The following is a 26737-nucleotide window of genomic DNA, read 5'->3' as shown; positions in this document are numbered from 1 at the left end:
CTGGTGCGGTCCAATTTAATCCACAAAGTTTAATCAGACTTTGAACAAAACCTGTGACCATGCGTAAAGAGAGTCTAAATAAAGATTTGATCATTTTGAAATTATAGGACTGAATAAACCTTATAGGCTAGGTTTGTGCAACAAAGCCCTGTGTATCTGATATTTATGCATCTTTCAATTTCTGAAGATACTATTCATCCAATATCCGCTGTTTTCGATTGAGAACAGCATTCAAAATCACAGCACAAAAAGCCGTTAGCAAAATTGGGCTGTTTAACAGAGGTGAAAGATAAGATGGTAGTTGTGAGAAAATAGTAGGTGAGAATACAGGCAACATACCTATGCCGGCACTGACTGCAATGATGTAGAGATTATTCACATTTTGAAAGTCGACACGCTGCAGTACTTTGATACCATTAGATGTCACCATCCCAAACATAAACAATGCGGCTCCACCTAGAACACATGAGGGTATAGACGCAACAAAGTAAGCTATTTTAGGAAATAGACCTAAAAGGATTAAAAACACACCAGCTAAAGCACATACACTGCGATTCTTAACACCTGTGATCGCTAGCAAACCGATGTTCTGAGCATAGGATGTATACGGGAAGATATTAAAAATCCCACCAATCATTGTGCCAAGGCTGTCAGCTCTAAAACCGCGAGTCAATTTTTCCTGATCCACCTCTTCTTCAACAATTTCACCTACAGCCATGAACATCCCAGCTGTTTCAATGAAAATAACCAGCATGACTACGCACATAGTCAAGACAGCCCAAAAGTTAAACTCTGGAATACCGAAGTGAAATGGCATCACCCAACCTAACCATGGGCTTTCATCTATCTTGTCTAAAGAGATGAGGCCAGAAAATGCAGCGATGATATAACCAATTCCCATCCCGATTAGAACTGAAATGTTGCCCAAAAAGCCTTTAACATAACGGCTGATGATAATAATGCTTAATAGAACACAGGCAGCGATAGATAAGTACAATGGATTTCCAAAGTCTTTTACCCCATATCCGCCAGCGGACCATGTGCCTGCAATACCAATGAGAGATAGACCAATCACAAGAATTTGAGTTCCTGTCACCACAGGAGGGAAGAATCGTATTAACTTTCCAATAAATGGTGAAATCAGGAAGCCAAAGATCCCTGCGATAATGATTGCCCCAAATACACTTAGTAGTCCCATATCTGGATTAGTCCCAATTGCAATCATTGGGCCTACTGCAGTAAAGGTAACTCCCATCATAATGGGAAAGCGAATACCTACATTTTTAAAACCAATAGTTTGAATGAGGGTGGCAATGCCACAAACAAATAGATCTGCAGTAATTAAGAAAGCAATTTCTGCAGTGCTTAACCCTAAAGCTCCTCCAACAATTAGGGGAATTGAAACAGCACCTGCATACATTACCAAGACGTGCTGGATACTGAGAAAAATCATGGAGCTTGGTTTTAAGTTATTGGCTGTGATTGTGTTAGTCATATATGTTTTTCTCCTTCAGCCTAAAAGGTATATTTGACGATGAAACTAGTAGCATTTTGATTAGTTTTAAAATATGGAGTGTCTTCGATTAAGAATTTGTTTTTCCAATAGTCGTATTCAATACCTGCTGCTAATTTTTTTGGGCTTAAGCCTAGATGAGGGCTAAGGTCATATTTGATTTGTGGGTTAAAGTGAAAGTCGGAAGAGTTATTACCTTTGGAATTGACTACCCAATCAATGTATCCATCAAAAATGATTGATGATTTAAGAAATGGGACGGTATATGACCAGGAAGGAGTGATTTGCCATTGTCCACTTGGGGTGTTTCCATCGTCTGGAATGCGATAGTAAAAATTAAGGGTGAAATAATCAAAGCCTTTGATATCTAGGTCAAAACCTGGACCAACTAAATAAGTCCACATATCGTCATAGCCAGGCTGATCTTGAATACTTAAGTCAAAACTCGTAGCTATTAGGACATCTTTCACTGGCCCAAAGCTCAAATTCGTATTGGTTAGTTTTCCTATTGAAAAGCGTGGGGCTATTTCTGTATAGACCGCATTATGGCCTTGGGAAGCTGTCTTTTCGCCATCAAACCAATAAGTGTCGACGAATAGATAAAGATCTCCCCATTTCCAATTACTAGCATGTTCGAAGGTAATGGTTTCATGTGTATCTGGTTCAACTTCAAAACCTTTACCGTAAAGTGCAGAAATACTATTGGATTGCCAATTTAACCATGATTCCTCAGCAAAAGAATAAGTGCTTATTAAACATGTGCTTAAAAATAGATAGGGCGCATTTTTTTTCATATAATTGTTTCCGATATTCAAACTTCAGCACGATGTTTGTAGGTTGCACTAAAACGTGATTGCAAATATTCCATACTAGTAATTGGTAAGTACTTAGGTGGATTGGATTCGCTGTAACAGTTAGGTAGGCAACGGATTACAGTTTTTGGACTAGGTTGTATGAAAAATGGAAATGAGAATCTTTGTTTTCCTTTAGGACTCGAAACGCGATGAGGTGTCGATTTATAGAGATCATTTGACCATCGTGCCATCATATCTCCGATATTGATTACATAGGTGTTAGGTATAGGAGGAGCATCGATCCAATTACCATTAACATCCTGAACTTGTAATCCACCTACTTCATCCTGAGCCAAAATAGTTACACACCCATAATCAGTATGTGTTCCCGCATTAAAACCTTGAGAGTCTGTATTGTCTAAGGTAGGCGGATAATGAATTAACCGGAGAAAACATAGGCTGTCTTGCAGACAATGATCAAAATAATTTTGCGGAAGACCAATGGCATGAGACATGGCATTAAGCAATATTTTTGCTAAATCCACCATTTCATCAAAATACTCTTCTGTAGCTACTTTCCACCCTTCAATATTTGGATAAACATTTGGTCCCCTTAGAGGTTCTTGATTAATGACTTCGGGATGATTAGCTTCTAAATGGACACCCATGTCATATATTTCTTTAAAGTCTTCAGGTAAGTCAGGGTTCAGTTGTTCTACTCCTAATGCACCATATCCTCTATGTGCAATTTTATTCTTTTGAATATCTATTTCTAATTTCTCTTGTAGAGGCTTACTAAAAAACTCTTTAGCTAAACTTTGAACTTCTGCAAGGTGATTCGGTTTATAACCACTGATATAGAAGAATCCCCATTCACGACATGCTTGGTCAATTTGGTTGCATATATCTGCATAATCAGGATGGTTAACGTCATAAAGAGGTGCAATGTCGATAACTGGTAATTTTTTCATGGGAAACTCCTTATTATTAGATATATGTTTTTTTGAACATGTTACGATAATGCTGTTCAACACTGATTGGTGGATATAGCGGTTCTGAGTTTTCCTCCAAACACTCTCGAATGCATTCAATCTGATACTGGTGATTACCGCTGTAGAAGAATGGAACAGAATATCGTTCCCCACCTGAGATGTTGATGACGCGATGGAGGGTGGATCTATATGTATTGTTCGTCCACATAGAGATTAGGTCACCTAGGTTAACGACATAACTATCTTCAATAGGCTCTGCCCAAATCCATTGGTTTGTTGACTGATCCCATACTTGTAAACCACGATTATGGTCTTGAAGTAATAGAGTAAGCCCGCCGAAATCAGTATGTGCCCCGCAACCTTTTTCATTTGGTTGAGCATTAGCTGGTTGAGGGGGATAGTGTAATAAGCGTAAAGTGACTAAATCTGCATCCTTACAAAACTCTGTGAAATAGTCAGCTTCCAAGTTTAGAGATAATGCAATAGCACGCATGAGTCGTTCAGAGACTTTAATCAATTCAACTTGATATTCCTCCATTACCTCTTTAAATCCATCAATATCTGGCCATTGGTTTGGGCCTTGGTTAAAAGCTTTATGGATGACAAAAGGATCTGAAGGTGAGCGTTCCTTCCCGATATAAAAGCCTTCCTTTATATCAGGCGGAGAATTAGGTTCAAGTGTTTGTGCTCTTAATGATTCATAGCCTCTATTTGCTTCAGAAAGCTCTTTGGACCACTGCTTTTTCTGTTCTGGGGGAAGACTAAAAAATAATTTGGAATATTCAAAAACCTTATCTTGTAATGCTTTAGAAACTCCATGTCCCGTAATGTAAAAAAAACCTTTATCTAAGCATGCTTTCCGAATATGTGAGGCAATGTTTTGGTGCGTTTGTATGTCATTATCCAAAAGTCCAGAAATATCGATGATGGGTATAGAGGTAATGTTTTGATTGTTTTCCAGCGCAGTCATGTAGCAATCTCTCAAAAATAATGTTTTCTTTTTTTATAAAATAATCATGAGACCGCATAGCAATGAATATCGAGCAAGCTGATGCCAAAAAGAGAGCTATTCTTAATTAATTAAATAAAAACAATTGCTTAAACTTTTTTAAATGAGTGGTGATGCTGAAAAAGCAACGGGATGCACTGAAAATAATGCTTTAGGTCCAAAAAATGGCTGCTACTTAATGGCAAGTTTTTTGCTTCTATTTCAATAGCTCATTCAAATTTATAAATGGATTGGGGCTTTAAAATTGGAATAGGATGTGATGTTAAAATGAGTACACGTGGTCTTCGCTTTCACTCAGCAGCAATTCATTATTTTGATGCTGTACGCCGGTGCGGTTCAATCAGGGAAGCAGCCAGACAATTAAATGTCGTATCTTCTGCTGTAAACAGGCAAATTTTAAAACTCGAAGATGAAGTTGGAGCACCATTATTCAATCGGGTGCCTTCGGGTATGGTACTTACTCATGCAGGTGAGTTATTTTCAAGACATATCAGTTTAGTATTGCGAGATACTAAGCGATTGCAGAATGAATTGGATGCACTGAAAGGGCTTTATAAAGGTCATGTAGAAATTGCGAGTGTTGAAACACTGGCAATTAATTTCCTGCCAGAGATTATTGAAAAATTCCAAGTAAAATATCCTAATGTAACTGTAGGGGTTACAATTTTAGGCTCAAAAGATATCCCTAATGAAATCATTGAAAATAGGGTGGATCTAGGCTTGGCTTTTGCCTTGCCAAAGCATAATGATTTGCACCAAATAGCAATATCCCATTTTAAATTAGGTGCAATTGTATCGACTGAGCATCCCTTGGCCTCTCAAAAGACGGTGTCATTCCATCAGTGCCTCGACTATGATGTGATTATGCCAAAACCTAATTTATCTATTTATCAACAGTTGGCGCCATTATTTGCGGGTGCACAACATGCTATTCCAAATTTTAAAATGCAAACGAGTTCTTTGGAATTAATGAAACAGTTAATACTCAGGAATAAGGGAATTGGTTTTCAGACATTCTTTGGGTTGGAAAATGAAATAATTAATAATCGCCTTCGCTATATTCCGCTTAATGATAACAATGGTATCTACTGTGATTTAGGTCTGTATGCACGTAAAGGGCATTATCTTTCCACAGCAACAGACGCTCTCTCCAGGCTTATTACAGATGAAATCCTACAAAGAGGCGAAGCTGGACAATAAACATAACCTGAAAAGTACAACTAAAAAGCTAAGCCCTTATCGAAATCCCTCAATAAAGGCTTAGCTTTGTTTATTTTGGATAAGCAGCATCCACGCCTTTAACGAAATAATTCATACTCATCAATTGCGTATTTGAGAGATGTTTACCTTTTCCCAAAAGTAATGTTCCATCTTGTTTGTAAAGTGGTCCACTAAACACAATATATTGACCGTTACGAATTTTATCTCGGACAGCCAAAACCTTCATTTTTTCATTGTTAGAGACCATTGGACCAAAACCTGCTATATCGATGGCACCTTCCTTGACACCATACCATGTCGATCCCGACTTCCATATTTTGTTATGCACTTGCTGCAAAACAGGAGTATAGATTTTTTCCCAATATAACACTGATGCAGCTAGGTGACCTTTAGGAGCAAACTTACTCATATCTGAGTTCCAGCCAAAGCCAAATTTCCCTTTTTCCTGAGCAGCTTTAACTACAGCGGGTGAGTTGGTGACTTGTGATAATATATCAGCATTTTGCGATATTAATGCAAGTGCAGCCTCATGCTCTTTTCCTGAATCAAACCAAGTGTTAATCCAGACTATCTTGGTCTTAATTTTTGGATTTACAGATTGAGCCCCAAGTGTATAGGCATTGATGTCTCTAATGACTTCAGGAATTGGGAATGGTGCTACAACACCCAAACATTACTTTTAGTCTTATAGCCTGCCAATACCCCTTGCAAGTAAGAGCCTTCATAGGTTCGGATATCATAGACTCCCACATTTTTTGCAGTTTTATATCCGTTCGCATGCATAAAAATGGTGTTCGGGAACTGTTTAGCTACCTTTTCAATGGCATTCATATACCCGAAGGTAGTAGCAAATATAACCTTATTTCCTTGTTGTGCGAGTCTCCGAAATGTACGTTCAGAGTCGGCATTATCTAGAATATTCTCGATATAAGAGGTCTTAAATTTACCCTGTAAGGACTTTTCTGCTTTCAGACGACCTATATCGTGTGAATAAGACCAACCATAATCGTTTTTATGAGCGACATAGACAAAAGCCGCTTGATCAGCGGCCAATGCTGGATTGGCCCCACTGATGAGTAAAAGTCCTAAAAGACTGGCATTTACGAAAATATTTTTTAAATTAAGTAGGTTATTCATGCTGATTCTCTTTGAAGAGTATCAGTTGAATTTTGTTTTGCCATAAATATTGCCAGTCGCTCCTCATAAATCTCACGAATATAATGGGCAACACTGCAACTGTCGGCAAACATGTTGTATTTCCAATTTAAACCATACGACTCTAAATTGATATTATCAACAGTCATAAGTTGAACTTTAGAATTTGGATTGTTCAAGTAGCTATCAATGATTTTACGAATGACTTCTTTGGTTGGTGCAAGCTTATATGCATGCCAGAAGTCTGTATGCCATTCACCTTCCGTAGGTTGATTAAATGGATACTGAATTCCTCGGCCAGGACGATTTGTTCCTAAGCCATTATATGGTCCTGTTTCAAATGCTAACCAGTTAACTGGATTATTCGGGACTGCAGGACGGATCTGCCCCCATGTAACTAAATTTCGATTCAGCCAATCATCTGCAAAACTATCATTATTAAAAGGATCTAACTTTCTGATAGCTTCAGGATCATCACGCATTTGTGATACAGCAAGCTCAATTTCATTTTCAATTTTAAAAATACAATGGCTGTAATCCATTGCAAACTCAAACGGCACACCTTCTTTTTCTATAAGATCTGCCACCGGAATTACTCGACGATAATCTTCAGACCAGTTATCAACGTGGCACTCTAAGGTAACCGTTATTCCTTTACTTTGAGCGTAGGTGTAGAAATCGATATAAGTTTTAGCAACTTCTTCGTTCGTTACATAATGACCATCTGCATGTTTTGCCCAAATCATCATGTTGTGGAATTTGGCCCCTACAGCGGCACTACGATTAATATCCTGTTTGAATGCTTCCTCATCCTTGCCAATGACATATAAGCCACAACCAGAATAAATAGGGATATTTGTTTTCTGACTTGCCTTGATGTAAGCATCTATTTGACTATCTTCAAGAGGGATACGATCCAGAAAATCAAAGACCTCCGCAGCTTTTAGCATTTCGAACTGTTCGAGAATAGTAGGCTCATTCAGGCTTACTGGTCGTTCTTTTGATGAGTTTTGAATGCCTAAACCAGCACAACCTAGAGGAAACATTTTTTTCATAATTTTGATACCAACTGTTGAATAAATTAAACGGCTTCTTTTTTCGCAGCGTAAGTTTTCTGATACATATAGGCTAAGTATTCACCTACGGTCATTTCTTTAGGTTCAGCCTTAAATTCATCACTTAAATTTTGGAGCCTTTTGATTTTGTATTCGTAATCCAGATCGAAGAAGGATGGAACCGAATAACGAGAGACTCCTGCTTTACTATTGAAAACTCGGTGCATATTTGACAGGTATAGTCCATTAGTCATGAATTGGACTAAATCACCTAAATTTACGATAAAAGTATCTGGAATGTGAGGTGCACGAATCCATTCACCCTCACTGTTGCGGACTTCTAGTCCACCCACTTCATCTTGTAATAAGAGGGTCAATAAGCCCCAATCGGTGTGCGCACCGCAACCCAACTGATTATTTATAATTTCTTCAGACTGTGGTGGGTAGTGAAGCATACGAGTAATAATCACAGCTTCGTCATAGCCTACTTCGAAGTAGTTTTCTTCAAGACCAAGAGAAAGGGCTAGTAAACCAGCTAGATGTTTACCCAGTTTTAACACCTGTTGAATATAAGTTTCAGTCTGAGTTTTCATTTCAGGGAGGTCTTCAGGCCACTGATTTTGCCCATGTTGTGGATATCCTTTTTGGACATATGGGTGACTTGAATCTAGGTTTTTTCCAGACATGAAGCCTTCTTTTAGGTCAGGAGGAGAACCCTCATCGAGTGTTTGGGCTGCCATAGGTTCATAACCACGAAGGCATTTGGAGTTTTTGAAATCAATCTCTAATTTGTTTTCGATCGGAAGATCAAAAAACTGTTTTGCAATGTCTAGTTGTTTTTGGAGAACTTCAGAAGCGATACCATGATTTTTAATATAGAAGAAACCTGTTGTTCTGCATGCTTTATGGATTTCCCACGCAACAGATTTCCGTTTTTCTAGGTTATCGGAAAAACTGTCGCTTAAGTCGATTACTGGAATACTTTTAGCCGTAGAAGGTGGTGTGTATATCAACATTTTTGTGGCTCTTTGAACTTTGTTGTTATCAACTTAATGACAATTTAATTCCGTGCATAGCAGAGAATCTCGCTCAACTCGTTGCCAAAAAGGCAACACTAAATAAAGTCAGAGTAGTAATAGGAGTCCAAGTAATTCAGCATCAATTAAGAATTGTGATGAGTTATAAAATGCTAGTTATTCGTTAAGTTTAGATAAGAAGAACAATAATAAGAAAAGTGTTCTAAAAATTAGAAATACCATTCCTAAAGTCTTTAATAGACAGATAGAAAAGAAAAAGTCATGATGAAGCAATGCTAAGAAGTTTGAATTAATCAATAACTTATAAGAGGGGCAGCGCTAAAATGAATGCAATACCAGTTCTCAATTTATTCACTCAGCCACAATGTAGTCAATTTGACCCAAATGACTGGAATATTCTAGCGCAGCATTGGTATCCGGTAGTTCAAATCCAGGATGTAACGACTCAACCGCAACAAGTTCAGCTTCTTGATGTCAAAATGGCTATTTATAAAACTGAAAGTGGAGAAATTCATCTGGTCAGAGATATCTGTCCACATCGAGGAGTGCCATTAAGTAAAGGATGGGTAGAAGGTGAAAATATTGTTTGTCCCTATCATGGGCTCAACTATAACGCACAAGGTAAGTGCGTAAAAATCCCTGCTCAACCAGAACTTACCCAAATTTCAGATCGGTTCACCTTAACTAAATTCCCTGTAGTTGAGAAATATGGACTAGTTTGGACCAGCTTATTTAGCCGTGATGAAAGTGAAGCTAATTTTCCAGTTCTTGAAACTTGGGATTCGGATGAACATCAATCAATACTCCCACCATTTGTTGATATAGCAGGTTCTAGTGGTCGTCAGCTTGAAGGTTTTATCGATGTGGCACATTTTGCCTGGGTGCATAACAAGGCATTCGCTGATCGTGATAATCCAGTAGTGCCAAAATATGAAACTGAAAGAACAGATTATGGACTTAAAACGATTTATATCTCTACAGTAAGTAACCTTCCTCATAGTTTGAGACATTTAGAGCCAGAGAATTTCTTATGGAAACGAGAATTTGATGTATATCCTCCATTCTCGGCAACACTTACTGTCTATTTTCCTAACAATGGGATTTTAAAAATTTTGAATGCTTGTTGTCCTGTTTCGCATAATCAAACCAGGCTATTTGTTCCGTTGACACGTAATTTTGATACGACGGGTGACCTACAGGCTGTATATGACTTCAATGCACAAATTTTTGCAGAGGATCAGGATATTGTTGAGAGTCAAAAACCGGAAGAACTTCCATTAGATGTTTCAATGGAGGCGCACTTTGCAGCAGACAAATCTTCAACGACATATAGACGGATATTGGCAGAATGGGGATTAAGTAAAAGATATGTGGTCTAGAGATATAAGATAACCGATTATCTCGATTGGTTGAAATATAAGGGAGGTAGTCTCCCTTATATTTTTAGAGATTGATTTCGCAGAAATACTAATATAAAAGTGACTAACCATTTATCGTAATTTCATTGTCTTAGCTTCTTCTAATTAATAAACTTGATTTTGTTACAATATCAAGTTTATACAGGGAGAGGGCTTTGTTGCACAAACCTAGAGCCTATAAGGTTTATTCAGTCCTATAATTTCAAAATGAATAAACCTACTCCTAAAACTTATCGTACAACCAACTGGTCTTCCTATAATCGCGCTCTCATTAATCGGGGCAACATTTCCATTTGGTTTGATCCAAACACTCAGTGGTATGCACAACCACAAAACAAGCAAGGTCGAAATCAAACTTACTCCGATACGGCTATTCAATGCTGTTTAATGATCAAATCTTTATTTAGACTCTCTTTACGCATGGTCACAGGTTTTGTTCAAAGTCTGATTAAACTTTGTGGATTAAATTGGACCGCACCAGATTACAGTACGCTTTGTCGAAGACAAAAACATATTGATATTGCGATTAGCTATCAAAAAAGTAGTGATGGGCTACATCTACTCGTCGACTCAACTGGCTTAAAGTTTCTAGGTGAAGGTGAGTGGAAACGTAAGAAACATGGACCTGAATATCGTCGCCAATGGCGTAAGCTTCATATTGGCATCGATGCTGAAACCTTGCAAATACGTGCAGTACAGCTTACTACAAATAATGTGAGCGATTCGCAAGTACTCGGTGATTTACTTGCTCAAATTCCCTTAGATGAACGAATTGATTCGGTCTATACCGATGGTGCTTATGACACGAAGCACTGCAGACAAGTCATTCTAGATCGAGATGCACATGCGCTCATTCCGCCAAGAAAAAATGCAAAACCATGGAAAGATCAGAAATTGAGATCTTTAGAGCGGAATGAGTTACTGAAAACAGTTAAACGTTTAGGAAGAACGCTTTGGAAAAAATGGTCTGGTTATCATCGTCGAAGTTTAGTTGAAACCAAGATGCATTGCATCAAACTATTAGGTGATAAATTAACAGCAAGGAGTTTTTCTAGTCAGGTGAATGAGATTCATGCACGCATAGCCGTATTGAACAAATTTACAGAATTAGGTCGTCCTCATACCCAAGTTGTCACTTGAATTCTGTTCAAATGAGCAGAGTGTTATCTTTTAAATCTTTGTGCAACAAAGCCCATCAGCTCTACGATGTTAATTTAAAAAAAACTAAAAACAGGGATAGAAAATTTTCGCTAAAGAGCTTTTTGATTTTCGATTTATAAAAAATATTGCTTTTTTTATACTATGGGGTACTATAGTATAAAAGCTAGCAAATAAGGAGGTCTGATGCCTAATCAGGTTGAAGACAAAAAAAAGATTCTTCTACGCGTCAGAAGGATCAAAGGTCAGACGCAAGCGATTGAAAAAGCGTTAGAAGACAATGTGGAATGTGGTGCAATTCTGCAACAAATATGCTCTGTGCGTGGTGCTATTAATGGTTTAATGAATGAAATGCTGGAGGTTCATTTAAAGGACACTTTAGTATCAGGTGAAACCACAGAACAACAACGAAAAGAAGAATTGGCTGAAATCGCCAAGATTCTAAAATCATATTTAAAATAGATCTGTATAAGGAATTATTCCATGAAGTCACGTGCTGCCGTTGCGTTTGCTCCTGGTCAACCTCTTCAAATTGTTGAAGTTGATGTTGCACCACCGAAGAAAGGTGAAGTATTAATCAAGATCTCCCATACCGGTGTGTGTCATACAGACGCATTTACTTTATCTGGCGATGATCCTGAAGGTGTTTTTCCGGCTATTCTCGGGCATGAAGGTGCTGGTGTCGTAGTTGAGGTTGGTGAAGGCGTGACTAGCGTCAAACCAGGTGATCATGTAATTCCACTTTACACCGCTGAATGTGGCGAGTGCGTATTCTGTAAATCTGGAAAATCGAACTTGTGTATTTCCGTTCGCGAAACTCAAGGTAGAGGCGTAATGCCAGATGGTACCACTCGTTTTTCCTATAATGGTCAACCGATTTACCACTATATGGGCTGCTCAACGTTCAGTGAATACACGGTAGTGGCAGAAGTATCATTGGCTAAAATCAATCCTGAAGCCAATCACGAACATGTCTGCTTACTGGGTTGTGGTGTCACAACGGGTATCGGTGCAGTACACAACACGGCTAAAGTACAAGAAGGTGATAGTGTTGCGGTCTTTGGTTTAGGTGGTATTGGTCTGGCAGTCGTACAAGCCGCACGTCAAGCTAAAGCAGGACGTATTATTGTGGTTGACATGAATCCAGATAAATTTGCGCTGGCAAAAGAGTTTGGTGCAACGGACTTCTTAAACCCTAAAGACTACGACAAACCAATCCAGCAAGTCATTGTCGAAATGACTGGTTGGGGTGTAGATCATTCATTTGAATGTATTGGCAACGTGAATGTGATGCGTGCAGCTCTTGAAAGTGCACACCGTGGCTGGGGACAATCCGTAATTATTGGTGTAGCTGGCGCAGGTCAGGAAATCTCTACCCGTCCATTCCAACTGGTTACTGGTCGTAAATGGCTAGGTTCTGCCTTTGGTGGCGTAAAAGGTCGTACGCAACTTCCAGGAATGGTTGAAGATGCCATGAAAGGTAAAATTCAATTAGAACCATTTGTGACACATACGATGGGCTTGGATCAGATCAATGAAGCCTTTGATCTAATGCATGAAGGTAAGTCAATTCGTACTGTAATTCATTACGAATAATTCCGTCAGACCTTATAGTTTTCCATGCATGTGCATCATGAATGACATGCATGGAATCCTCTAAAACGGCACATTATCTGTAAAACCGATCTATCTGTGTAGGCATCGTGTATAGGTTCAACAAACCTGCCTGGCACTGTTGCAAATAGAGATTTGAGTCGATGAAGTTCCTTTTTAAAAGTGCTTAGAGACCGAAAACCCTGTTGATTAGACACACTTCACCTTGAGGCTGACCATAATAAAATGACGATGCTTGTCCTTTACGTAGTGCACGCATGACTTCAATACCTTTAATTGTGGCATAAGCCGTCTTCATAGATTTGAATCCTAATGTGGCCCTGATGATCCGCTTTAACTTACCATGATCACATTCAATGACATTATTTTTATACTTAATCTGCCTGTGCTCAATATCTACTGGACATTTTCCTTCTCGCTTTAACCGTGATAAAGCATGGCCATAGGTCGCTGCTTTATCTGTATTGATGACCCGTGGAATTTGCCATTTTTTCACCGTATTGAAGATCTTTCCTAAAAAACAATAGGCTGATTTACTGTTCCGTCTAGCGGAAAGGTAAAAGTCAATCGTATGACCACGTTGATCAACTGCACGATACAGGTAAGTCCATCGCCCCTTCACTTTGATATAAGTCTCATCCATATGCCATGAATGTAAATCTGTAGGATTACGCCAATACCAGCGTAAGCGTTTTTCCATTTCTGGAGCATAACGCTGAACCCAACGATAAATTGTGGTGTGGTCAACATTCACACCTCGTTCAGCGAGCATTTCTTGAAGTTCACGATAGCTGATGCCATATTTACAATACCAACGAACAGCCCAAAGAATGATTTCACCTTGAAAGTGCCGACCATGGAAGGGATTCATCTGCTGTATCTCGAAATAAATAAGATATTTAGCTTATCATGTCAGCCTATTTGCAACAGTGCCCTTTAAAATGACATTTTTGTCATCTACGATCACTCTGAAATTTATAAGATTAGTTATTTCAATCAATGGTAGTGAACTGAATAGATGAGACCGTTATGGGTTGAAGATAAGCTAAAAACCGGTGACTACCTTTATGTATAATGCCTCATGATGCGATTTTACTGTTCTGATTGTCGTAAGTTGGCAGTCCAGTAGAAACTTTATTGCTCAGCTACAAAAGATAAATGCAGTAATGTTAAATTTCCTCAATTCCCTTATTTTGAAATTCTCTTATTCAATACCCACGACAGTGGTTATATAGCCTGTTGTTAATAGAATTGATAGACCTAATAACATCTCAAATAAAATGGCATGACTAAGGTGTTTAGCGAATTTAGGATGTTGAAGACGCGGGGTGAAATACCATTTGTTGAAGGCAGCTAAAAGTAGAATACCTATAACAAAAAACATTTTAACCATGAAACCATAGCCATATGCAGTATTGATTAAGGTAGGCTTTGTTGCACAAACCTAGAGCCTATAAGGTTTATTCAGTCCTATAATTTCAAAATGAATAAACCTACTCCTAAAACTTATCGTACAACCAACTGGTCTTCCTATAATCGCGCTCTCATTAATCGGGGCAACATTTCCATTTGGTTTGATCCAAACACTCAGTGGTATGCACAACCACAAAACAAGCAAGGTCGAAATCAAACTTACTCCGATACGGCTATTCAATGCTGTTTAATGATCAAATCTTTATTTAGACTCTCTTTACGCATGGTCACAGGTTTTGTTCAAAGTCTGATTAAACTTTGTGGATTAAATTGGACCGCACCAGATTACAGTACGCTTTGTCGAAGACAAAAACATATTGATATTGCGATTAGCTATCAAAAAAGTAGTGATGGGCTACATCTACTCGTCGACTCAACTGGCTTAAAGTTTCTAGGTGAAGGTGAGTGGAAACGTAAGAAACATGGACCTGAATATCGTCGCCAATGGCGTAAGCTTCATATTGGCATCGATGCTGAAACCTTGCAAATACGTGCAGTACAGCTTACTACAAATAATGTGAGCGATTCGCAAGTACTCGGTGATTTACTTGCTCAAATTCCCTTAGATGAACGAATTGATTCGGTCTATACCGATGGTGCTTATGACACGAAGCACTGCAGACAAGTCATTCTAGATCGAGATGCACATGCGCTCATTCCGCCAAGAAAAAATGCAAAACCATGGAAAGATCAGAAATTGAGATCTTTAGAGCGGAATGAGTTACTGAAAACAGTTAAACGTTTAGGAAGAACGCTTTGGAAAAAATGGTCTGGTTATCATCGTCGAAGTTTAGTTGAAACCAAGATGCATTGCATCAAACTATTAGGTGATAAATTAACAGCAAGGAGTTTTTCTAGTCAGGTGAATGAGATTCATGCACGCATAGCCGTATTGAACAAATTTACAGAATTAGGTCGTCCTCATACCCAAGTTGTCACTTGAATTCTGTTCAAATGAGCAGAGTGTTATCTTTTAAATCTTTGTGCAACAAAGCCATTAAGGTATTAAAATCTTTAATTAAAAGAAGAGCTACACTAGCGCCACAGGCGATTAATATCCCAACAATGAAAGCAGCAATACGTCCAAATACATGCATGCGATCTTTTAAAGGTAAACCATTTATTTCCCGGCTGGTTTTCCATAACGGATATAAAGACCCCATCCATAACGACATAACTAGAATATGGATTGATAATAAAATTTGAGCAAGTAAGGTTAAATTAGCGACATGTCCGAGCTGGGAAAAACTAAAAATAATCGGGAGAAGTAAAACACAAAATATTGAACTTTCAATTATAGAAAAATGACCTTTGTTCCTGTTAAGTTTAACCACCATGAGAAGAAGTAAAAGAGCAAAACAAATAGAACGAAGAACGTATATATACCCCGTCGGAGTATTAACCAATATATTAATATACGTGGGGTCCACCATCCCTGTAATACCAGTATTGGCAAAACTACCAATCAGAATAAAAAATCCCAAGGTACTGGAAATTAGGCCTAATCCAGCGCCAATTGTAATATATTTAAGAATCGATTCTTTTAGTTCAAGATATTGTCTAAGTAAAAAATAGCAAAAGGCTCCACCAACGACAAAAGCTACACTTAAATATAAAATAACCTTAGTTAACCAAGTGGCCCACATCCAATATTCAGAAATCATTATTTTTGTCCATTCTAGAACAACATGCCAGCACCTCACTGACATGTTGAAAGGTAATCAATTCTTATTTAGTTGATTTGATAGTGAAACTATATTCACCATTCATGTTGTGACCATCTTTCCCCATTGTTGTCCAGACAACGGTATATTTACCTTTTTTCAGTTTCGGAAGAGCGACATCAAAGGATTTCTTTAAGTCATGAGTAACTTTATATTTAAAAGGAACATCTCTTCGCTGAGCATCCAGTAACTTAATATTCATCAACATAACCTCTGCACCAAAGTTAAGGGTCAAGTTCTTTGGTTGACTAAGGATAGATGCATTTTCCGCAGGAATCGCACTCACTAAACTCACATGAGCGAACGTAGTTGTAGTAGCCACAATCATCGTTGCAGCTACTACAACATTACGTAGAGCAGTCATTTTATTTTGAAATAATTTCATTTACGTTTCCTCTTGATTCGTTAGTTCATTAGAGATGACTTTATAAAATCTATATTTAATGAGACCACATCATCTCCTCTTATATTTCAATTATTAGTGAGAGACAGAAACATAGCGATGACTTCAAAATTACATTTTTGTCATTTTTGAAATTTAAAATCTTTAACTATTAAAATAATCTTATTGAAAAATAATGATCATTTAACAAACAAATTATGTAGGTGGTTGATTTATGAAATGTAGTAATCATTTTGTCTAAGAAAATAGTAGCTATTTAATTTTTTATATTTTAGTTTAAATATAAACATGTTATGTTTAATTTGATCTAATATAAATTTGTGGGCTAAGCACATGACTCAAACACGTCCAAGAATGACCAAATTATTTGAACAGCTTGGTTTAGCTTCTACTGAAGAAGCAATTGCAAAATTCATAGAGAGCCATCAGCTAGCTGGAGATGTTTTTTTAACACAAGCAATTTTTTGGACTGATGCTCAACGTCATTTTTTAGAAGAAAAACTACACTCTGATGGTGAATGGACGACAGTGATTGATCAATTAAATGAGTCTTTACATGAAAATTCAGTAAAATAATTTTCCGTTAGTATTAAGTATCTACATTCTTCCCTGCATTGAATACAACTCATTCATACAGTAGTACTGTTTTGGAGATGGAATCTCTATTATATAAGTAGTAGATTCCTTACTCTGAAATTTGGATTATAAACCCTAATATTAAAAATAATCTTCTTTACCTTCTATCTAATAAATATACCAATAAGTTTAATAATTAAATTATCCACCCTTTTTTCTATAAAAAACTATTTTGATCAACTGTATTTTTTCTTTAAAGGAATAACAGTGTAAATTACATTAAGAATGTGTCTCTAACTAGCCTTGGAGTCATCTAATCATTTCATTTTTATTTTTTTAAGCACATAAAATCATAACAACTTTAATAGTTTTAAAAGATTAATATTAAATAAAATTTTTGTCATCTCAGCATAGACTATATATTTCGAGAAGATCTCAAAATTACATTTTTGTCATTTTTAAAAATAATTAATTAATAGTGCTAAAATTTTTAAGAGAGACAGAGAATAACCAAAAATTTCATCAGTTTAGTAGTCAAATTCCTAGACTCTGTTCAGTACTAAAACATAGCTTTTACTTCCAAATTATTTAAAGGAAAAAATTATGATGAAATTCAAAAACATTTTTTTGGGCTTATGTATCGCAGCCGCGTCATTGAATACATTTGCACAGCAATCCGATGAACACAAAGATCACCACCCTGAAAAAACAGCACCATCTGCAGTAACAATTAAGCAAACAGTTACCAGCACCACTGCTACAGATAAAATGGCTGCAATGGATCAACACATGAAGGCGATGCAAGCCATGCATGAGAAGATGATGGCTGCAAAAACCCCACAAGAACGTCAGAAACTTATGGCTGAGCACATGAAACTCATGCAAGGAGGTATGAGTATGATGAAACAGATGGGCAGCCAAAGCATGAATGCAAATATGGCTGACCGTCAGCAGATGATGGAAAAACGTATGGACATGATGCAATCCATGATGCAGATGATGATGGACTGTATGCCTCCGTCAGCAACTAAATAGTTACCCATGAATTAGGGGAAAGCACCATGAATCACCAACACCAAGAAAATAATTCAGTACCTAACTTCTGGTCTACACGTTATGCCATTGGTCTAATCGTGCTGGGTGGTATCGCAGCTTATTTTCTATTAACGGAACATTTAGCCCACGTTATCGGTGCTTTGCCTTATTTATTCCTTTTAGCTTGTCCACTCATGCATATTTTTATGCATGGTGGTCATGGACATCACCATCAACAGAAAAAATCAGACCCATCAGATAATAAAAAATCGCGCGAACCAGGAGATCCATCATGAATCATGCGGAATCGGCTTATGGTTTATGGACGCTGGTTATCATTAACTCAGCAGTTTTTATCATGTTCGCTTTCAGTTTTTTTAGACCTTCCACTGCGCGCGATTGGCGTACATTTGGGGCCTTTTCGGCTTTTATCATTGCTCTATTTGTCGAAATGTATGGTTTTCCTTTAACCATTTACCTGTTATCTGGTTGGCTTCAAACTCGCTTCCCTCAACTTGACTTACTTTCTCATAATGCAGGTCACTTGTGGTCAACGCTATTAGGTGAAAAAGGTGATCCACATTTTGGCATTTTGCATATCGCCAGTTACGTTTTCTTGGGCTATGGATTTTACCTGTTATCAACGTCATGGCACGTGCTGTACAACGCACAACGTCATCACCAATTGGCAGTAACCGGACCCTATGCGCGCATACGTCACCCCCAATACGTGGCTTTTATCTTGATCTTGCTGGGGTTTTTATTGCAATGGCCAACTTTACTGACACTGATTATGTTTCCAATCCTACTCTTAATGTACAGCCGCTTGGCAATTAAGGAAGAGGCTGAAATGAGTAAACAGTTTGGCGCTGTCTATGACAGCTATGCTCAACAGACTCCGAGATTTATTCCAAAATTCGGCCATAAAACCACTTTTCCATAAGAGAATTATTTATGTCAGATCAAAAAAATCATAACCAGGACCATATGGCACAGGCTACAACAGACGTACTGAAAGACCCAGTCTGTGGTATGACCGTCACTGAAGAATCGAAATACCATGAGGAATTTAAGGGGAAAACTTACTTTTTTTGCAGTGATAAATGTCAATCAAAGTTTCATAGCAGCCCGGTGCAATATATCGCTAAACCCGCAACGACGACTGCCGATGCACATACACAGCATCATCAGACTGTTCAACACGTTAATGCGGCAAGCACAACAGGTACGACCATCTATACATGCCCAATGCATCCAGAAATCAGGCAAGATCATCCTGGAAACTGTCCTAAATGCGGAATGACACTGGAGCCACTCATTCCTGAATTAGAGGAAGATGAGAATCCGGAGTTACGTGATTTCCGCCGACGCTTCTGGTGGACACTGCCATTGACCATCATCGTGACTTTTTTGGCGATGTTTGGTCATCAAATGAATCTGTTCAATATGGCTGTTCAGAGCTGGATTGAACTGGTGTTGTCACTCCCAATTGTACTTTGGGCAGGTTGGCCATTTTTTTCCCGGGGTTGGCAATCGGTTGTGAATCGCAGCCCGAACATGTGGACGCTGATTGGTTTGGGCACTGGAGCTGCATTTATTTATAGTGTGGTCGCAACCATTGCACCGCAAATCTTCCCAGACTCATTTATTTCCATGGGTCGTGTCGCTGTTTACTTTGAAGCTTCAGCGGTCATCATTTCATTGACCCTACTGGGACAAATATTGGAGTTAAAAGCACGTTCGCAAACTTCTGCTGCAATTAAGTCACTCCTTGGGCTCGCTCCTAAAACAGCTCGCCGAATCCTGCCTGATGGAACTGAAGAAGATGTTCCTCTAACGCATGTCCATGTAGGAGATTTACTCAGAATTCGCCCAGGTGAAAAAGTGCCTGTGGATGGTGTAATCACTGAAGGAAGTAGTTCAGTGGATGAATCGATGCTGACAGGTGAACCTTTACCGATCACTAAACGCATCGGTGATAAAGTCATTGGTGCTACCCTGAATACCAATGGTTCCCTAATCATGCGTTCAGAGAAAATTGGTTCAAGTACCATGTTATCCCAGATCGTACAGATGGTGGCGCAAGCTCAACGATCGAGAGCACCAATGCAACGCATGGCTGATCAGGTTGCAGGTTGGTTTGTCATGGCTGTAGTAGCCATTGCCTTGCTTACCTTCTTTGGATGGGGACTGTTCGGCCCAGAAGAGTCGAGCTGGGTTTATGCATTAATCAATGCTGTGGCAGTACTCATTATTGCCTGTCCTTGTGCACTAGGCTTGGCAACTCCAATGTCTATCATGGTTGCAACGGGTCAAGGTGCTACTCATGGTGTGTTGTTCCGCGATGCAGCAGCCATTGAGAATCTACGCAAGATTGACACACTAATCATCGATAAAACAGGTACGTTAACTGAAGGACGCCCTGTATTCGATCGTGTGGTTGCCGCATCAGGTTTCGATGAATCTGAAGTATTACGTTTAGCCGCCAGTCTTGATCAAGGCAGTGAACACCCGCTAGCCGAAGCGATTGTAAACGCAGCACACGAACGTGGCCTGCCTCTTGAAACACCAGATAATTTTGAATCAGGCTCAGGGATTGGTGTTCGAGGTCAAGTGGGCGATCGTCAGTTAGCTTTGGGCAACACAGCACTGATGGAGCAATTAGGTATCTCGGTACAATCTCTGATTCCGCAAGCCGAAGAGCTGCGTTCAGAAGGTGCAAGTGTGATGCATCTAGCCATCAATGGTGAATTGGCCGGCCTGCTTGCAGTATCCGATCCCATCAAAAAAAATACCCCAGAAGCACTTGCCACCCTGAAGGAAGCGGGTCTACGTATCGTGATGGCAACAGGAGATGGTCTCACCACTGCCCGTTCAGTCGCAGCACGTCTAGGCATTGATGAGGTACATGGCGAAGTCAAACCCGCAGATAAACTAGAACTGGTCAGCAAATTGCAGAAGGAAGGTCGCATCGTGGCTATGGCTGGTGATGGCATCAATGATGCACCAGCCTTGGCTAAAGCTGATGTCGGTATCGCTATGGGAACCGGGACTGATGTTGCAATGAATAGTGCCCAAGTTACGCTGGTCAAGGGAGATTTACGAGGGATTGCTGTTGCCCGTTCACTTTCGGAAGCTACTGTCGGCAACATGAAACAGAACCTCATGTTTGCTTTCCTTTACAATGCTTTGGGTATCCCTATCGCGGCTGGCGTACTATATCCATTTACCGGTTGGTTGTTGTCACCGATGATTGCCGCCTTGGCTATGAGTTTGAGTTCAGCTTCAGTCATCACCAATGCCCTTCGCCTGCGACATAAAAAGCTATGATAGAGAGTCTTTTTCTTCCACCAGATGTATCAGGCCTGATTGCAGCACTTGCCATCGGCCTGCTCATTGGTTTAGAACGAGGATGGCACGATCGTGAATTGCCCGAGGGCAGCCGAGTAGCAGGCCTACGTACCTTCACATTGACAGGATTGCTCGGAGGAGTGCTCGGTCATTTACAACCAAACTTCGGGCCTTGGCCGCTGGTCGCGGCCGTATTAGGGCTTTCCTTATTATTAACAGTGTCCTACGCGCGTACCGCAAAACTTTCCGGTAATCTAAGCGCTACCACGACGATCGCGATGCTGTTGACATTAGTTCTAGGTGCATATGCATCCCATGGTAATGTTACTTTAGCATTAACAGCGGCTGTCATCGTGGCTGTATTTTTGGATCTCAAGCCAACCTTACACGGTTGGTTACGCTTGATAGAGCATCGTGAATTAACCGCATCTCTACAGTTGCTGGTACTTTCTGTTGTTATATTACCCTACTTACCCAATACGGGTCTGGGACCTTTTGCTGCATTAAATCCTTACCAGTTATGGTGGGCTGTGATCCTGATTGCCGGACTCTCTCTGGCAGGTCATTTTGCCATGCGGCTCACCGGTTCACAAAGAGGCATACTCTGGACAGGTCTATTGGGTGGTTTGGCATCTTCTACAGCTGCAACTGTCGCACTGGCACGCTATACACGCCAGCACCCCGTCATGGTCAGTGCTGCTATTTCTGGAACATTGGCTGCCTGTGGCATCATGTTTTTTCGTATGGTTGTGCTGATAGGCGTCATTGAGCCAGCATTGCTAAGCACTTTTGGTGGTGCAATGATGATTGCGGGAATCCTTCTGCTGGGTATGGCATTGTGGAGACAACGCCAAATTACCAGCGCTGAAAACAACGATCGAACAATAGAAGCAATGGCTCCTTTTGATCTTGGGACAGCATTCAGCTTCGCTGCTTTCCTGGCTGTCATGGCAGTCTTGGTCCCGGCAGCAAAACAATGGTTGGGCACCAGCGGCATCTTCGTATTATCGACTATTTCTGGGCTAGCAGACGTAGATGCTATTTTAGTCTCACTTGCCCGCCTGCATAGTACTGAAGGCTTAACAACAAATGTGGCTGCTGTCGCGCTAGGGCTGGCCACACTGAGCAACATGTTAAGCAAAGCGACAATTGCATGGATGACAGGGGGGCACAGTTTGGCCGAGCTATCATATTTGGCTACACAATTGCCATGATAGGTGCTGGCGTAGCTCTGGCTCTCAGTTTGAGCTTTATGTAAGGTCAACTCGGGTAAATGGAAGATGTTCAAAAAATGAGTTAAAATGATTCCCCTTGCATGGATTCACTTTGAAAAACAATGGTAAAAATGATTCGACCATTGAGGGATTCAGCCTGGATGGTCGCCCCAAGCATATCAAGAATAGATTTTGTTATCGCGAGCCCTAAGCCGGTTCCTTCTTCTGTTCTTTGTCTAGATGCATCTGTTCGATAAAATCGATCAAATAACCTGGATAGTTGTTCAGGAGAGATTTCAGGGCCTTCATTTTCAATTGAAAATATTGTGTTATCTAAATTCTGTTGAAGTTTTATGCGTATTGTAGAATTCTTATTTCCATATTTAACTGCATTAGATAATAGATTGCTGAGTGCTCGACGTAACATAGCAGGATCACCTTTGACATTTCCAGATCCTGTTTGTTGAAGCGTCATATTTTTTTCGGCAGCTAGCGCATCATAGAAATCAAATAAGGCTGTAACTTCTTTAACCAGGTCAATATTCTGTAAGTTCTGTAATTTTAGGCCATGTTCTGCTTTTGCCAAGAAAAGCATATCGGATACCATTCGAGCCAAACGTTCTAATTCTTCTAAATTAGAAAATAGTACTTCTTGATAGGTACTGGTATCTCGTTTACGGGCAAGACATACTTGAGTTTGAGTCATTAAGTTATTAATCGGTGTTCTAATTTCATGCGCTAAATCAGATGAAAAATCGGAAAGCCTTTCTAAAGCTGATTCTAGTCTGTCGAGCATATCATTGAAGGCAATTGCTAATGATTTTAGTTCTGTTGGTGTGTGCTCAACTTCTAAACGTTCTGAAAGATGTTGGGCAGAAATGCCTTCTGCGACCTTAGCCATTTTTTGCACGGGTCTTAAACCTCTCCAGGTTGCAAACCAGCCTAAAAACATTAAACAAATCGTACCGGCTAAACCAATGTAAAAAAGTTGACGCTTAAAATCATTTAAAAAATGTAGATGCTCAGAGGTATCTATACCGACAATAATTTGAGTAGATTTTATTTCAGAATTTTCAACTATATTCGCGTTATAGATAATCCCCCGATAAGTTTTACCCTGAAGTTTCCACTCAATCCACGAACTATCCGCTGTTTTCATTAACTTTTGGGAATTAATCATTGAAGGGGCAGTACTGAATAGAATTTGGCCTGTGGGTCGTTCAATTTGAACAATCAGATCATGATGCCCAACTAAAGCATCTCTTAAATAAAGATTAAGTTCTGGAGAATTTTTAGGATGCTGTTGGAGAAGATTCTGAATAAGCTGGATTTTACCTTCTAATTGGGTACGATCTTGCGTTTCAAAATGATGCATCACTAATTTATGGATGAAAAACCCCATCATAATGAGAATACATATAGTCGATAATGAGAAAATAATACCAATACGAAAACTGATAGATTTGAATAATTTATTATTCATCTTCTACCTCTAATACATACCCCATTCCTCTAATATTTTGAATTAACTTAGGGGTAAAATTACTATCTACTTTATTTCTTAATCGTTTAATAGCGACTTCAACTACATTTGTATCACTATCAAAGTTCATATCCCAAATTTGAGATGCAATAAGTGCTCTTGGTAGAATTTCACCTCTTCTACGCATAAAAAGCTCCATAAGAGCAAATTCTTTAGCCGTTAAATCAATGCGTTGACCTGCTCGTGTTACCCGACGTTTTCTCAAATCAAGTTCTAAATCAGCAATCTTAATAATATTATTATCTTCTCTTTGTTGCCCTCGTCTAAGGAGCGTTTTTATTCGAGCTAGAAGCTCTGCAAAAGCAAAAGGCTTAACTAAATAATCATCAGCGCCTAGCTCTAATCCTTTTACTCGATCTTCGATTTGATCTCGGGCGGTAAGAAAAAGAATGGGCATTGTTTTACCGCTGCTACGAATATCATTGATAATATTCCAACCATTTAGTCCAGGTAACATCACGTCTAAAATAATTAAGTCATACTCTTCAGAAAGAGCTTGATGTTTACCCGTTAACCCATCTGTAACCCAGTCAGTAATATAGCCAGCTTCGGATAAACCTTGCTTGAGATAATCACCAGTTTTTTGTTCATCTTCAACTAATAGTATTCTCATTTCCGAATCCTAAGTCATTCATTAAAACTATAATAACGTTATAAAACATCTGATCGAGATAGATTACAAAAATGTCATTTTCAAGTCACTTAGATGTTCAGTGCTTCACTTTATTGTAGTAGCAAGAAATTAACTTTTAGAGAAACTTATGAAAACTGTAGTGCGTCGTAGTCTAACAATTTTAATGTGTGCTGGAACTTTAATTGCTGGTACTCAATCTTGGGCAAAAGATGTATCAACCTCAAGTGCCACTAAAACGGTAAAAGCACAGGAACCTTGTACAAAACCTTGTAAAATGGAAAAAGATGACAAGACTCAGCAAGATCATAGTCAACATCAGTCTCCTAACTCATCTGACATGTCAAAAATGGATCATTCTATGATGAATATGGACCATTCTAAAATGGATCATTCTATGATGAATATGGACCATTCTAAAATGGATCATTCAAAGATGAATATGGACCATTCTAAAATGGATCATTCAAAGATGAATATGCCTAGTAGCAATAAATAATTTTATAAATAGCGAGAAAGAAGTATTAAAGTTTATACTAAATATTTGCTTTATTACTTCAATCTTGACCTTTCTAAAGGTGAGATAGAATGTCAAAAAAGTTAAGTCATATACTCTTAATTGGAGTTGGTTTATTTTCATCAACTTGGGTAATGGCGGCAGTTAAAGAATATGATTTAACAATCGCTGAACAAACTGTAAATATCACAGGAAAACCAGTTGAGAGAATTACTGTAAATGGTAAATTCGTTGCACCACTTCTTGAATTTGAAGAAGGTGATGAGGCCGTTATCCGTGTTCACAATAAGTTAAAAAATCAGGACTCTTCAATCCATTGGCATGGCTTATTATTACCTGGAATTATGGATGGTGTACCTGGATTTAACAAATTTAATGGCATTGCCCCTAATAAAACTTATGAATATAAGTTTAAAGTCCGCCAAAATGGTACTTATTGGTATCATTCACATAGTAAAGGACAAGAACAAGACGGTTTATATGGTGCTTTTGTTATTTATCCTAAAGATAAAACTCCACTAACAGCTGCTGAAAAAACCGATAAAGATTACGTTGTTTTGCTTTCTGATTTTCATAATTCGACAAGTGATCAAATTATGAAAAATATTAAAAAAGAAGCAGACTACTATCAGAACCGCCGCGAAACAGTATTCGATGTATTAAAACAAGTTAAACGTGATGGGCTAAAAGCGACTTGGCAAGACCGTTCTATGTGGAATCAGATGCGAATGCTGAAAACAGATATGTCCGATGTGACTGGTTATACATTTTTAATGAATGGCAAGACACCTCAGCAAAATTGGACGGGTAACTTCAAAGCTGGTGAAAAAGTTCGCCTTCGTTTTATTAATGCTTCCGCTATGTCATTCTTTGATGTACGCATTCCAAACCTAAAAATGACTGTAGTCAGTGCTGATGGTCAACCTGTAAAGCCCGTTCCTGTAGATGAGTTCCGTATAGGTACTGCTGAAACTTATGATGTCATTGTTGAACCGAAACAAGCCCATTATCAAATCGAAGCTGAATCTATTGATCGTACTGGATTTTCGGTTGGAACCTTACATGATGAAAATACCTCACCTGTAAAACAAATTGAGATGCCTAAGCCTCGTCCTCGTTCTTTATTGACTATGGAAGATATGGGAATGAATCATGATATGTCTTCTATGAAAGGCATGAATCACGATATGTCTTCTATGAAAGGTATGGATCATGATATGTCTTCTATGAAAGGCATGAATCACGATATGTCTTCTATGAAAGGTATGGATCATGATATGTCTTCAATGAAAGATATGAATCAT

23 protein-coding genes and 5 pseudogenes are annotated in these 26737 nt (G+C 38.9%); 14 read left to right on the top strand and 14 right to left on the bottom strand.

Going from position 1 to position 26737, the window contains the following annotated elements; genetic code table 11:
* The 5 genes and pseudogenes from F944_RS16880 to F944_RS15015 all read right to left on the bottom strand — a co-directional run.
* Positions 1-94: pseudogene (locus tag F944_RS16880) on the bottom strand (transposase); the annotation flags it as partial.
* A gap of 96 nt (positions 95-190) precedes the next feature.
* Positions 191-1495: a nucleobase:cation symporter-2 family protein gene (locus F944_RS15030; RefSeq protein WP_000185581.1), complete on the bottom strand. Its 1305-nt coding sequence runs from the start codon at positions 1493-1495 to the stop codon at positions 191-193.
* 20 nt (positions 1496-1515) lie between these two features.
* On the bottom strand, positions 1516-2307 hold the full coding sequence (locus F944_RS15025; RefSeq protein WP_004992292.1) for an outer membrane protein OmpK: 792 nt from the start codon (positions 2305-2307) through the stop codon (positions 1516-1518).
* A 17-nt stretch (positions 2308-2324) separates the two neighbouring features.
* Entirely contained in the window at positions 2325-3278 is a 954-nt protein-coding gene (locus F944_RS15020) for an isopenicillin N synthase family dioxygenase (RefSeq protein ID WP_000735995.1), read from the bottom strand.
* 16 nt (positions 3279-3294) lie between these two features.
* Positions 3295-4269 carry an isopenicillin N synthase family dioxygenase gene (locus F944_RS15015; RefSeq protein ID WP_000125683.1) on the bottom strand — a complete coding sequence of 325 codons (975 nt, stop codon included), beginning with the start codon at positions 4267-4269 and terminating at the stop codon, positions 3295-3297.
* A gap of 306 nt (positions 4270-4575) precedes the next feature.
* Here F944_RS15015 and F944_RS15010 point away from each other — a divergent pair, with 306 nt between their 5' ends.
* Positions 4576-5508, top strand: a complete 933-nt coding sequence (locus F944_RS15010) for a LysR family transcriptional regulator (protein WP_000107470.1) — start codon at positions 4576-4578, stop codon at positions 5506-5508.
* 70 nt (positions 5509-5578) lie between these two features.
* Here F944_RS15010 and F944_RS17440 read toward each other — a convergent pair.
* From F944_RS17440 to F944_RS14990, 3 genes and pseudogenes are all read right to left on the bottom strand, one after another.
* A pseudogene (locus F944_RS17440) lies at positions 5579-6666 on the bottom strand (BMP family ABC transporter substrate-binding protein).
* On the bottom strand, positions 6663-7739 hold the full coding sequence (locus F944_RS14995) for an apurinic/apyrimidinic endonuclease family protein (protein ID WP_000738084.1): 1077 nt from the start codon (positions 7737-7739) through the stop codon (positions 6663-6665). Before F944_RS14995 ends, F944_RS17440 begins: the two are co-directional and overlap by 4 nt.
* Positions 7740-7765: 26 nt before the next feature.
* Complete coding sequence (locus F944_RS14990; protein WP_000909845.1) at positions 7766-8755, bottom strand: isopenicillin N synthase family dioxygenase; 990 nt, start codon at positions 8753-8755, stop codon at positions 7766-7768.
* A 344-nt stretch (positions 8756-9099) separates the two neighbouring features.
* Here F944_RS14990 and F944_RS14985 point away from each other — a divergent pair, with 344 nt between their 5' ends.
* The 4 genes from F944_RS14985 (at position 9100) to F944_RS14970 (ending at position 12948) form a co-directional block, all read left to right on the top strand.
* Positions 9100-10155 (top strand): aromatic ring-hydroxylating oxygenase subunit alpha, encoded by a 1056-nt coding sequence (locus tag F944_RS14985; RefSeq protein ID WP_004992287.1) that lies wholly within the window; start codon positions 9100-9102, stop codon positions 10153-10155.
* 246 nt (positions 10156-10401) lie between these two features.
* Positions 10402-11334, top strand: coding sequence for an IS5-like element ISAha2 family transposase (locus F944_RS14980; RefSeq protein WP_001040037.1), 933 nt, complete (start codon positions 10402-10404; stop codon positions 11332-11334).
* 204 nt (positions 11335-11538) lie between these two features.
* The gene (locus F944_RS14975) at positions 11539-11814 is read left to right on the top strand and encodes a metal/formaldehyde-sensitive transcriptional repressor (protein ID WP_001133625.1); all 276 of its coding nucleotides are present in this window, start codon (positions 11539-11541) and stop codon (positions 11812-11814) included.
* 21 nt (positions 11815-11835) lie between these two features.
* Complete coding sequence (locus F944_RS14970) at positions 11836-12948, top strand: S-(hydroxymethyl)glutathione dehydrogenase/class III alcohol dehydrogenase (RefSeq protein ID WP_000842132.1); 1113 nt, start codon at positions 11836-11838, stop codon at positions 12946-12948.
* Between the two features lie 184 nt (positions 12949-13132).
* Here the strand turns inward: F944_RS14970 and F944_RS14965 are convergent, their stop codons facing one another.
* A complete protein-coding gene (locus F944_RS14965) occupies positions 13133-13837 on the bottom strand; it encodes an IS6-like element IS1008 family transposase (RefSeq protein WP_001067790.1) in 705 nt (234 codons plus the stop codon).
* 333 nt (positions 13838-14170) lie between these two features.
* Positions 14171-14392: pseudogene (locus tag F944_RS14960) on the bottom strand (copper resistance protein CopD); the annotation flags it as partial.
* Positions 14393-14449: 57 nt separating this feature from the next.
* Here F944_RS14960 and F944_RS14955 point away from each other — a divergent pair.
* Positions 14450-15382 carry an IS5-like element ISAha2 family transposase gene (locus F944_RS14955; RefSeq protein WP_001040037.1) on the top strand — a complete coding sequence of 311 codons (933 nt, stop codon included), beginning with the start codon at positions 14450-14452 and terminating at the stop codon, positions 15380-15382.
* Positions 15383-15434: 52 nt separating this feature from the next.
* On the opposite strand, the pseudogene F944_RS14950 reads toward F944_RS14955, so the two are convergent.
* Positions 15435-16103, bottom strand: a pseudogene (locus F944_RS14950) (copper resistance protein CopD); the annotation flags it as partial.
* A gap of 64 nt (positions 16104-16167) precedes the next feature.
* Positions 16168-16548, bottom strand: a complete 381-nt coding sequence (locus tag F944_RS14945) for a copper resistance CopC family protein (protein WP_004992273.1) — start codon at positions 16546-16548, stop codon at positions 16168-16170.
* A 351-nt stretch (positions 16549-16899) separates the two neighbouring features.
* Between F944_RS14945 and F944_RS14940 the strand changes: the two genes are divergently transcribed.
* The 6 genes and pseudogenes from F944_RS14940 (at position 16900) to F944_RS14915 (ending at position 22786) form a co-directional block, all read left to right on the top strand.
* Positions 16900-17142, top strand: coding sequence for a DUF2789 family protein (locus tag F944_RS14940; RefSeq protein ID WP_004281876.1), 243 nt, complete (start codon positions 16900-16902; stop codon positions 17140-17142).
* Between the two features lie 603 nt (positions 17143-17745).
* Positions 17746-18177, top strand: coding sequence for a hypothetical protein (locus tag F944_RS14935; RefSeq protein ID WP_004695737.1), 432 nt, complete (start codon positions 17746-17748; stop codon positions 18175-18177).
* Between the two features lie 26 nt (positions 18178-18203).
* Positions 18204-18473 carry a DUF2933 domain-containing protein gene (locus tag F944_RS14930; protein WP_004992270.1) on the top strand — a complete coding sequence of 90 codons (270 nt, stop codon included), beginning with the start codon at positions 18204-18206 and terminating at the stop codon, positions 18471-18473.
* The gene (locus F944_RS14925; protein ID WP_004992269.1) at positions 18470-19120 is read left to right on the top strand and encodes a methyltransferase family protein; all 651 of its coding nucleotides are present in this window, start codon (positions 18470-18472) and stop codon (positions 19118-19120) included. The genes F944_RS14930 and F944_RS14925 overlap by 4 nt, the downstream gene beginning before the upstream one ends.
* 11 nt (positions 19121-19131) lie before the next feature.
* Complete coding sequence (locus F944_RS14920; RefSeq protein WP_004992267.1) at positions 19132-21507, top strand: heavy metal translocating P-type ATPase; 2376 nt, start codon at positions 19132-19134, stop codon at positions 21505-21507.
* Positions 21504-22786, top strand: a pseudogene (locus F944_RS14915) (MgtC/SapB family protein). Before F944_RS14920 ends, F944_RS14915 begins: the two are co-directional and overlap by 4 nt.
* Positions 22787-22824: 38 nt before the next feature.
* Here F944_RS14915 and F944_RS14910 read toward each other — a convergent pair.
* Positions 22825-24225, bottom strand: coding sequence for a heavy metal sensor histidine kinase (locus F944_RS14910; RefSeq protein WP_004992264.1), 1401 nt, complete (start codon positions 24223-24225; stop codon positions 22825-22827).
* Complete coding sequence (locus F944_RS14905) at positions 24218-24898, bottom strand: heavy metal response regulator transcription factor (RefSeq protein WP_004679347.1); 681 nt, start codon at positions 24896-24898, stop codon at positions 24218-24220. The genes F944_RS14910 and F944_RS14905 overlap by 8 nt, the downstream gene beginning before the upstream one ends.
* Positions 24899-25046: 148 nt before the next feature.
* On the opposite strand from F944_RS14905, the gene F944_RS14900 reads away from it, so the two are divergent.
* Positions 25047-25415, top strand: coding sequence for a hypothetical protein (locus F944_RS14900; RefSeq protein ID WP_004992262.1), 369 nt, complete (start codon positions 25047-25049; stop codon positions 25413-25415).
* 89 nt (positions 25416-25504) lie between these two features.
* Positions 25505-26737: multicopper oxidase domain-containing protein (locus tag F944_RS17330; protein ID WP_004992261.1), on the top strand; the 1233-nt coding region annotated here is incomplete at its 3' end.

This window comes from Acinetobacter ursingii DSM 16037 = CIP 107286 (assembly GCF_000368825.1).
Classification (GTDB): Bacteria; Pseudomonadota; Gammaproteobacteria; order Pseudomonadales; family Moraxellaceae; genus Acinetobacter; species Acinetobacter ursingii.
Note: the sequence above shows the minus strand (reverse complement) of the source record. Positions and strands in the feature narration are given on the sequence as shown.